The sequence below is a fragment of the Morganella sp. HMSC11D09 genome, from assembly GCF_001807955.1.
Classification (GTDB): Bacteria; Pseudomonadota; Gammaproteobacteria; order Enterobacterales; family Enterobacteriaceae; genus Morganella; species Morganella morganii.
In genome coordinates, this window is sequence record NZ_KV791702.1 from 608 (window position 1) to 5,223 (window position 4,616).

Below are 4,616 nucleotides of genomic sequence, written 5' to 3' on the forward strand. Positions count from 1 at the left end.
CTGCTCAGCAATGTACGGCACAGACGGCCATGATTCCCCCTGGTCGTTGGCATTGTCCGCCAGTTTGACCAGTACCAGTTTTCGCAGCGGGTTGCCTGTTTTTATCTGCAAAGCCCGTGCAGTTAAAATCATGCTCATGGTTTCACCTCATCCGGACAGCGTGTATACCGTTCCTGAAAGATTTTCAGCGGTTCAAAGCGCGGGTGCTCATAACCGTCACGCATGAAAATCACCCGGCTGTTCTCCCGGCCGTACCGGATAACGTGAACTTTCCGTCCCCGCTTATCGGTGTAATACCGGTTCAGATTGTCAGCTGTTTCTTCAGGCATTCTGACCTCCGCTGCGGTAATAAAACTGCGACCAGCTGGCCTCCACCTTTTGCCGGTCTACCATTTCCGGTTTTTTCCGGTAGTTGTCGGCTGTACCGCCACCCGGTATGCTTTCCACATAACGAAGTGGTTCACTGCCGGTAACAATGCATTTGAATTGCCTTTCCGGTATTGAATGAGTTAATCTGCTCATGCGTTTATCTCTTCACACAATTGATATGGCGCGATCGAAGCCGGGAGCCGTATACTCCCGGCTTCACCCTTTCTGAGTCCGGGTAAATAAAATAATCGTGGATTCAACCTCGTCTGTTCTGGCCTGCATGTCTCTGTAGTGTGTAGTCCGTATTGCATCCGCTTCTCCTGTTGTGATTTCTCCGTCCTCAATAGCCTTACTGATACACAGGTCCACAGCCCCGCGCATAACGGATGCCCTGACGCTCTTTTCGTATAAGTCAGTACGGCCGATTTCACTTTTTTTCGGGCTGTCCACCAGCAGCATTCCGGACTCCGCCGCAACATATTCGGCATACAGCACAGTTCCGGAGACTTCCTGCATCACCATCAGGTCATGGTGATCAAAGAACCGGCAGCCGTTTTTCTCATAAAACCGGTTATTGAATGACGTCAGGGACAGGCCAAGGGAACCGGCCATTGCATCACGTCCTCCGGGGACCAGACTGCACATCTCTCTTACAACTTCTTTCAGGGATTGGTTTTTCATTGCCTACTCACTTTCAGATTGGGTTGTAGTTATGTCCTTCATGGTCACCATGTATTCTTATTCTGTCTGCGGTCGATGCATCGCCATTAAGTCGGTTAAATCGGGGCGAATATCTAGAGGAGAGACTTCATTGTTAGTAGCTTTAACGATCAACATCACGAATCTGGCATCAATACCGCCACCATGAAGCCAACGCCATACTGTCGGCTGGCTGACACCACATAACGTGGCGAGTTTCTGTTGTCCGCCAGCGATACTGATTGCCTTTTGGATCGCTTTATTTTTCATGTTTAACCTCATTCGTATAATTACGAGGAAATAATAGCAATGAGTATTAACTCATTCAATAGCAATTCGTGTTTGCAATTAAATACTCATGGCTATAAATTCGCGTACATGAAAAGCACACTTGCAGAGCGCCTCAAAGAGGCTATGAAAATCCGAGGTGACATGACTCAGGCTTCTTTAGCGGAGGCATCTGGCGTCGCTCAACCCACTATCTGGCGATTGGTGAACGGAAAAGCCAAAGGATCGGTGAAATTGGTGGATATCGCGAATGCGCTTGCAGTCAATATAGACTGGCTTGCAAACGGGGTTGGAGAAATGAGCAGCCCGAATAAAGAGTCGCCATATCAAATTGATAAGTCACTGAATATTCCTGTTTGGAACGAGAAAGGGAAAACTGAAGATTTCGTGCTCTCACCTGTCGGAAAGCCACTTTCTTCATACCGAGCCTACATTATAAACCGCAATACAGGCTGTTCTGATGTCTCATCCGGAAGCATAGCTATAACCGATTACGAAATATCACCAGGAACAGGTGATTTAGTTATCGCAAAAGTGGGTGAGAATATTTCTGCTTATAAGTTTCTTGACGGTGGTGAGCATGGATTTCTCTCAGTTGACGATCCGCGCGTTCCATTAGTTGACCTATCTGCCGCAGAATTCCTCGGTGTGGTGGTATTTCTTATCCGAGACTTCAGAAGATAATCAGAGGCTTTCTTGTCATCAGTAAAAACCTTTTCATACTTACCAACTCCGCATCTCATTAGCACCATCACCATTGTCCCATTCCTCTCGAATATAACACCGGATCATATAACTGTATAAATATACAGCTATATAGATATACTTTAAACATCTAGCGTTATATTGCAAGAAAATTCCGCCTCCCCTCGTGATAGCATAGAGTATTAAATTTCGTTATTTTGTATTTTTTTTGTTTTAATTCATTTGGTTACACTAAATTACCTACCAATAAATAAAATACTTATTGCTATATTAAATACCCATTGCTATATTTATCTCAGGTGAAAAAATGAGGTAGCCAAATGCAAGTCGAACCAATCATCACCACCAACAACATGTCAGCAGACGAAGTTGCGGCGTGGATCACTGAAAAAGCCTGGGCGCTTCAAAAACTGCAATCACTCCGTGCTGAGCGCCAAAGAGAGATACGTGACCACGAGCGCACTATGGCCCGCCTCGATGAAGACATCGCCAGATGGGAAGACTTCTGTGCTTTAACAGTACAACCGCAGTAACGGCTGCGTATCTGAATAACTGTGTGAAGAGTAAGGCGACAAAATAATAACGGTGTAATCCCTTGTTCGCGGCTGTGCAGCTCTGAACCTTAAAACGGAGGAGCGATGATAATGTCCATCTGCCAGCCGCAATTTTTTAAACCGCCAATAACAAATTCTATTGAGGAGACAGACGCAATGGACTTTAGTCAGCTGCCAAGAAATATTCAGGAAATCGCTGTCGATTTTTTGGAGGAAATAAGTCCGGATGATAAAGAGCCATCCCTGAAAGTCATCACATTGATAAGAAATGGATTTACAGATATGTATCAGGCAATTGCATCTGAAAATGCTCAGTAAACTATACTGTCAATAACCAGAAATTAAATACATTACAGCCGGTTAAAAAATTATTTTATTCCGTTTATCCGGCGGAATTATTGCTGCCCCGCACCGGGAAAAAATAAATTAATACGATATAAAATTATTATCACTAATAAGGAACTGTCTATGTCAAAACAGGATAACCCAAGTGTTAAGATTAATATTACAGTGAGTTTAAATGAAGCGCCCTGCATTAATGTTGAAGTAAGTAAGGAATTCAACATACCTGAAAATGCGCCTTATATAGCCTCTTTTTTAGAAAAAATCGGTGAACATATTGCCAGCGAAGGGACGACTACAGAGGCTGTAAAAAAAGCAATAAAAGACACCATTAAAAAAAGAAATATTCACTAAGACTACGCTCTTCTTATATCTGAACAGTCTTAATCGTATACGGTGATGTGCAGAGTATGACTATGAAAATGTTAACTTTGGATGAATGGGCAGAAGACCGGTACAGGAGCCGCCCGCCTAAACTGGGAACATTACAGCGGTACGCCCGATGTGGTCTGTTTTTCCCACCGGCACAGAAAGAAGGTGGTATTTGGCGCGTGAGAGAAGATGCCGAACTCGTCGGTAATTTAATCTCACCGGTGATCAGCAAAAGTGATAATCCCAGGCTGCAAAGGATTTTAACTGATGGCTGCCAGACCCCGTAAAAATAATATCACTATCCCCAACCTGTACCCGTTTTTCAGCAGGAAAACCAGCAAAGTGTACTGGCGCTACAGACATCCTGTCACCGGGAAATTCCATTATCTCGGTGACAATGAGAAAGAGGCCAAAATAATTGCGGTTGAAGCTAATCTGCGGCTGGCTGAACAGCGAAGCCGTCAGGTAATGGCGATCAGTGATCGGATGGCGAAAATAAAAGGCAAAGAAATCACGGTTAATACTTGGCTGGATCGGTACCAGAAAATCCAGGCGGAACGTCTGGCAGACGGTGAAATAAAACAGAATACCTTTAAGCAAAAACAGAAACCTGTAGCACTGATGCGTCATGCGTTGTCACAAAAACCATTACCGGCAGTCGATGCCCGCGATATTGCCGATATTCTGGAGCAATATAAGGCCAGTGGTCAGCACCGGATGGCTCAGGTTATCCGTTCGGTATTGATTGATGTATTCAAAGAGGCACAGCATGCCGGTGAAGTTCCGCCCGGATATAACCCGGCTCTCGCTACAAAGCAACCACGGCGAAAGGTCACCCGGCAACGACTTAGTCTGGAAGAATGGCGGAAAATTTATGATATCGCCTGTAAGGACCATAAATATCTCGGAAACGCCATGTTGCTGGCTGTTGTTACCGGACAACGCCTCGGAGATATTTCAGAAATGAAATTCCGTGATATATGGGATGACCACCTGCATGTCATCCAGCAAAAAACCGGAACGCGGCTTGCTATCCCCCTATCCCTCAGATGTCAGGCACTCAATATCAGCCTACGGGATGTGATTGCCGGATGCCGAGATCTGTATGTCAGCAAATATTTAGTCCACTACACGCGAAACACATCACAGTCACAACCCGGTGGACAGGTAACCGCAAATACCCTGACCACCAACTTTAAAAAAGCCAGGGATAAAGCAGATATCAACTGGGGAGAAGGTACACCAGCGACATTTCACGAAATGCGGTCATTATCGGAGCGTTTATAC

General features: G+C 45.1%; 10 protein-coding genes. 6 read left to right on the forward strand and 4 right to left on the reverse strand.

Going from position 1 to position 4,616, the window contains the following annotated elements:
• Nucleotides 1-134: 134 nt before the first annotated feature.
• The 4 genes from HMPREF3119_RS14295 to HMPREF3119_RS14305 all read right to left on the reverse strand — a co-directional run bounded on the left by HMPREF3119_RS14295 (nt 135) and on the right by HMPREF3119_RS14305 (nt 1,338).
• Nucleotides 135-329 (reverse strand): DUF4222 domain-containing protein, encoded by a 195-nt coding sequence (locus HMPREF3119_RS14295; protein ID WP_070580083.1) that lies wholly within the window; start codon nt 327-329, stop codon nt 135-137.
• Nucleotides 322-522, reverse strand: coding sequence for a hypothetical protein (locus tag HMPREF3119_RS19180; protein ID WP_139144850.1), 201 nt, complete (start codon nt 520-522; stop codon nt 322-324). The genes HMPREF3119_RS14295 and HMPREF3119_RS19180 overlap by 8 nt, the downstream gene beginning before the upstream one ends.
• 63 nt (nt 523-585) lie before the next feature.
• The gene (locus HMPREF3119_RS14300; RefSeq protein ID WP_070580085.1) at nt 586-1,050 is read right to left on the reverse strand and encodes a YmfL family putative regulatory protein; all 465 of its coding nucleotides are present in this window, start codon (nt 1,048-1,050) and stop codon (nt 586-588) included.
• A gap of 57 nt (nt 1,051-1,107) precedes the next feature.
• Nucleotides 1,108-1,338, reverse strand: a complete 231-nt coding sequence (locus HMPREF3119_RS14305; RefSeq protein WP_070580087.1) for a helix-turn-helix domain-containing protein — start codon at nt 1,336-1,338, stop codon at nt 1,108-1,110.
• A 39-nt stretch (nt 1,339-1,377) separates the two neighbouring features.
• Here HMPREF3119_RS14305 and HMPREF3119_RS14310 point away from each other — a divergent pair, with 39 nt between their 5' ends.
• The 6 genes from HMPREF3119_RS14310 to HMPREF3119_RS14330 all read left to right on the forward strand — a co-directional run.
• A complete protein-coding gene (locus HMPREF3119_RS14310; protein WP_083297284.1) occupies nt 1,378-2,040 on the forward strand; it encodes a helix-turn-helix domain-containing protein in 663 nt (220 codons plus the stop codon).
• A gap of 341 nt (nt 2,041-2,381) precedes the next feature.
• Nucleotides 2,382-2,594 (forward strand): hypothetical protein, encoded by a 213-nt coding sequence (locus HMPREF3119_RS14315; RefSeq protein WP_070580089.1) that lies wholly within the window; start codon nt 2,382-2,384, stop codon nt 2,592-2,594.
• 111 nt (nt 2,595-2,705) lie between these two features.
• Nucleotides 2,706-2,933 (forward strand): hypothetical protein, encoded by a 228-nt coding sequence (locus HMPREF3119_RS14320; protein ID WP_139144851.1) that lies wholly within the window; start codon nt 2,706-2,708, stop codon nt 2,931-2,933.
• 150 nt (nt 2,934-3,083) lie between these two features.
• The gene (locus HMPREF3119_RS14325) at nt 3,084-3,311 is read left to right on the forward strand and encodes a hypothetical protein (RefSeq protein WP_070580093.1); all 228 of its coding nucleotides are present in this window, start codon (nt 3,084-3,086) and stop codon (nt 3,309-3,311) included.
• A gap of 62 nt (nt 3,312-3,373) precedes the next feature.
• Nucleotides 3,374-3,616, forward strand: coding sequence for an excisionase (locus HMPREF3119_RS18875; RefSeq protein WP_071997735.1), 243 nt, complete (start codon nt 3,374-3,376; stop codon nt 3,614-3,616).
• Nucleotides 3,597-4,616 (forward strand): phage integrase Arm DNA-binding domain-containing protein (locus tag HMPREF3119_RS14330; protein WP_070580171.1); only part of this gene is annotated, 1,020 nt, incomplete at its 3' end. The genes HMPREF3119_RS18875 and HMPREF3119_RS14330, both read left to right, overlap by 20 nt.

Excerpts from the sequence above, each read along its gene's own strand:
- HMPREF3119_RS14295 (WP_070580083.1), bottom strand. The coding sequence starts at position 329 with ATGCCTGAAGAAACAGCTGACAATCTGAACCGGTATTACACCGATAAG.
- HMPREF3119_RS19180 (WP_139144850.1), bottom strand. The coding sequence starts at position 522 with ATGAGCAGATTAACTCATTCAATACCGGAAAGGCAATTCAAATGCATT.
- HMPREF3119_RS14300 (WP_070580085.1), bottom strand. The coding sequence starts at position 1,050 with ATGAAAAACCAATCCCTGAAAGAAGTTGTAAGAGAGATGTGCAGTCTG.
- HMPREF3119_RS14305 (WP_070580087.1), bottom strand. The coding sequence starts at position 1,338 with ATGAAAAATAAAGCGATCCAAAAGGCAATCAGTATCGCTGGCGGACAA.
- HMPREF3119_RS14310 (WP_083297284.1), top strand. The coding sequence starts at position 1,378 with ATGAGTATTAACTCATTCAATAGCAATTCGTGTTTGCAATTAAATACT.
- HMPREF3119_RS14315 (WP_070580089.1), top strand. The coding sequence starts at position 2,382 with ATGCAAGTCGAACCAATCATCACCACCAACAACATGTCAGCAGACGAA.
- HMPREF3119_RS14320 (WP_139144851.1), top strand. The coding sequence starts at position 2,706 with ATGTCCATCTGCCAGCCGCAATTTTTTAAACCGCCAATAACAAATTCT.
- HMPREF3119_RS14325 (WP_070580093.1), top strand. The coding sequence starts at position 3,084 with ATGTCAAAACAGGATAACCCAAGTGTTAAGATTAATATTACAGTGAGT.
- HMPREF3119_RS18875 (WP_071997735.1), top strand. The coding sequence starts at position 3,374 with ATGAAAATGTTAACTTTGGATGAATGGGCAGAAGACCGGTACAGGAGC.